The sequence below is a fragment of the Phaeovulum sp. genome (assembly GCF_041596715.1).
Classification (GTDB): domain Bacteria; phylum Pseudomonadota; class Alphaproteobacteria; order Rhodobacterales; family Rhodobacteraceae; genus UBA6213.
Genome location: NZ_JBFHIA010000262.1, coordinates 1 through 3,929 on the forward strand (window position 1 = coordinate 1; position 3,929 = coordinate 3,929).

The 3,929-nt window shown below is 61.2% G+C and carries 2 protein-coding genes and 1 pseudogene; 2 read left to right on the top strand and 1 reads right to left on the bottom strand.

The features are described from left to right. Positions 1-1,032, top strand: a pseudogene (locus tag ABY403_RS14225) (DNA primase); the annotation flags it as partial. 105 nt (positions 1,033-1,137) lie between these two features. After that, positions 1,138-3,126, top strand: coding sequence for an RNA polymerase sigma factor RpoD (rpoD, locus tag ABY403_RS14230; RefSeq protein ID WP_372841486.1), 1,989 nt, complete (start codon positions 1,138-1,140; stop codon positions 3,124-3,126). A 60-nt stretch (positions 3,127-3,186) separates the two neighbouring features. On the opposite strand, the gene ABY403_RS14235 is transcribed toward rpoD, so the two are convergent. Beyond that, a partial coding sequence (locus ABY403_RS14235) for a DUF6544 family protein (RefSeq protein ID WP_372841487.1) occupies positions 3,187-3,929 on the bottom strand: 743 nt, incomplete at its 5' end.

Genomic DNA, 3,929 nt, shown 5'->3' on the forward strand with positions numbered 1-3,929 from the left:
CCAGAGCCGGTGATCGCACTCGATGGTGACAAGGCGGGCATCAACGCCGCTCTGCGTCTGGCCGATCTGGCGCTGCCGCTGCTAGAGGCGGGGCAGGGGCTGCGGTTTGCCGTATTGCCCGGCGGGCAAGACCCCGACGATTTGATACGCGCCGAAGGTGCCGCCGCGATGGGGCGCCTGATCGAGGGCGCGGCCCCGATGGTGCAATTGCTCTGGGGCCGCGAAACCGAGGGCCGCGTGCTCGACAGCCCCGAGCGCCGTGCCGCGCTCGACAAGGCGCTGAAAGCAGTGATCGCACGTATCGCAGACCCCTCGATACGCGCGCATTATGCCGCTGAGTTCAAAGAGTTGCGGCGCGAACTTTTCGGCAGCCAACGCACTCGCGCGATGCCGCGCACGGGCAGCCGCGATGCCAAGGGTAAATGGGTGCCGCCGCCAGAGCCGCCGCGCGCCAGCACGCTTTCGTCGATGTTGGCCAGCAAACTGGGGCTAGAGGGTGCCGAGCGGCTGCGCGAGGCGATGATACTGGCGATCTGCGCGCGCCACCCCGGCCTCGTGCCCGAGTTCGAAAGCCAGATCGAGCGGCTAACCCTGCACGACCCCGCGCTGGAAACCCTGCGCCGCGTGCTTTTGCGCCATTGCCACGAATCAGGCGAACGAATCGCCGAGATGCTTGCCGCAGAAGCGGGCGAGGTGCTTGAACGCCTGCTGGCGCAACCCCATGTTCGCATAGCCCCCCCGGTGCGCCCCGATGCCGCCCCCGACCTTGCCCGGATGTGTCTTGCCGAAGAACTTGCAAAACTTGCCGCTGCCCGCGCAGCGCGCGCCGAAATTGCCGATGCGGCAGAAGACCTTGCGGGTCTTGCCGATGAAGGTGTCACATGGCGTCTTGGGCAGGCCGCGCGCGCGCGCCACCTTGCCGAGCGCTCGAAACTGGATGAGGCAGGCGAGTTTGGCGAGGATCGCGAGGCGATGTCGGCTTGGCTGCAAAGCCTGCTCGACGGATCAGGGCCACGAAATCAGGGTGGGTAAAGCGGGCGTGCGCCACCCCCCTGTGATTCGCCCCCGTGATTCGATATGACGGATAAGCGATTCGCCCCGAAGCCTGACCATCGACCCGCTGCTACGAGGAATACCATGGCCGCCAAGGATACCGACGACGAAAAGCCCGCCGAACAGGATAGCGAGGACGCGCTCGACATGAGTCAGGCGGCGGTCAAACGCATGATCGCCGAGGCGCGTGAACGCGGCTACATCACCTACGATCAGCTGAACGCCGCTCTGCCGCCCGAACACGCCTCGTCCGAGCAGATCGAAGACGTGATGTCGATGCTGTCCGAAATGGGCATCAACGTGATCGAGAATGACGAGGCCGACGAGGCCGAGCCTGTGGGCGAGCTGGTCGAAACCTCTTCGAGTTCGCGCGAAGTTGCTGTTTCGACGACGCAAAGCGAAACGCTCGACCGCACGGACGACCCGGTGCGCATGTATCTGCGCGAAATGGGCTCGGTCGAACTCCTAAGCCGCGAGGGCGAAATCGCCATCGCCAAGCGCATCGAAGCCGGGCGCAACACGATGATCGCGGGCCTTTGCGAAAGCCCGTTGACCTTTCAGGCGATCACCATCTGGCGCGACGAACTTCTAAGCGAAGACATCCTTCTGCGCGATGTGATCGACCTTGAAACCACCTTCGGGCGCACGCTCGACGATGATGGCGACGTCGATGAACCGGTGGTGGATACCTCCGATGTCGCCCCCTCAAACCGACGTGGCGCGGCAGAGGAGCCCGAGCTTGACGCCGACGGCAACCCGATCATGGCGGCCGACGACGATGACGACGATGACGAAGGCGCGAACATGAGCCTTGCGGCCATGGAATCTGCGCTAAAGCCCAAGGTTCTGGAAACGCTGGAACTTATTGCGCGCGACTATATCCAGCTTGCCGAAATGCAAGACCTGCGCATGTCGGCCACGCTGAACGAGGACGGCACCTTCTCCAACGTCGAAGAAGCCGCCTACCAGAAGCTGCGTTCCGAAATCGTGGTCATGGTGAACGGGCTGCATCTGCACAACAACCGCATCGAAGCCCTGATCGACCAGCTTTACGGCATCAACAAGCGCATCATGGCGATCGACTCGGGCATGGTGAAACTGGCAGACGCCGCGCGCATCAACCGGCGCGAGTTCATCGATGAATACCGCAACTACGAGCTTGATCCGACTTGGCTAGAGCGGATGGCAGCCAAGTCTGGGCGTGGCTGGCAGGCGCTGATCGAGAAAAGCCGTGACAAGGTCGAGGCGCTTCGTTCCGAGATGGCGCAGGTCGGCACCTATGTCGGCGTCGATATTTCTGAGTTCCGCCGCATCGTGAACCAGGTGCAAAAGGGCGAAAAAGAAGCCCGTCAGGCGAAAAAGGAAATGGTCGAGGCGAACCTGCGGCTCGTCATCTCGATTGCGAAAAAATACACCAACCGCGGCCTGCAATTTCTGGATCTTATTCAGGAAGGCAACATTGGCCTGATGAAGGCGGTCGATAAGTTCGAATATCGCCGCGGCTACAAGTTTTCGACCTACGCGACGTGGTGGATTCGCCAAGCGATCACCCGCAGTATCGCCGATCAGGCGCGCACCATCCGTATTCCGGTGCACATGATCGAAACGATCAATAAGCTGGTGCGCACAGGGCGCCAGATGCTGCACGAAATCGGCCGCGAAGCGACGCCGGAAGAATTGGCTGAAAAGCTACAGATGCCGCTCGAAAAGGTTCGCAAGGTGATGAAGATCGCCAAGGAACCAATTTCGCTGGAAACCCCGATTGGCGATGAAGAAGACAGCCAACTTGGCGATTTCATCGAAGACAAGAACGCGATCCTGCCGCTGGATTCCGCCATTCAGGAAAACCTGAAGGAAACCACGACGCGGGTTCTTGCCTCGCTCACCCCGCGCGAAGAACGCGTGCTGCGGATGCGCTTTGGCATCGGCATGAACACCGATCACACGCTGGAAGAAGTCGGCCAGCAATTCTCGGTTACGCGCGAACGCATCCGCCAGATCGAAGCCAAGGCGCTGCGCAAGTTGAAGCACCCGAGCCGCTCGCGCAAGCTGCGGAGCTTCCTCGATCAGTAAATACGGGCGCGCGGATGATGGCATTGTCCGCGCGCGCCTTTCCGCCCCCCATCTCTTGCTTCAATAAAACCGCGCTTCGGTGATGGTGGCGTTGAAAAACGGCAGGTAGGCGTCGGTTCCGAACATGTTGCCAACATGCACGCGGCTTGGAATGGTAAAGCCCGCGAAGGTGGCCTCTTCTTCCATCGTGCCGCCAAACGGTTGAATCTGGTAAACTTTCTGCGGGTTAGCATCGCTCCAACGGGGTGCAACAACCTCGATGACGCGGCCATCCTTGGCCAGAGTCATGGTCATTTCTATGGCCGATGCACCTTTGCCAAAGCTAATTTTTGCTCGATCCTCGCCAACCTGTTCCCATGTCGCGCCATTGGCGGGCAGCAGGCTTGCGGGCATCCAGATAGCTTCAAGCACCGGGCGCACTGCGGCCGAACGGTCCAGCCCTTCGGACGCTGACACGCGCACCAAAGGCAACGCCTTGAACATGAAGAAACTCATGGAGCCGTGCGCATCAAGCAGCGTATCCGACCCGCTCATCCGCATCAGCCCTGATTTCATCTCGGCAATCCAGACAAACCCCGAAGGCGGCTGCAATATCTGGCGCGCGGACAATGCAAATGTCGTTTGCTTGGCAGCCGTGCCCAAGACGAAACTTCCCATCATTGCCAGCTCAACCGTGGTTCCCAAGGCGGTGCCCGGCGCGATGGCATGGTTGAAATAGCGCTGCGCGATTTCGGGAAGGCCCGCGACCATGGCCGAATCATAGTTCGTCTGCACTGGCTTGGCCGCGGCCGCGATGGCCGCCC

What these genes read in the sequence shown, in the direction of transcription:
- rpoD (WP_372841486.1), top strand. Translation starts at nt 1,138, where the DNA reads ATGGCCGCCAAGGATACCGACGACGAAAAGCCCGCCGAACAGGATAGC.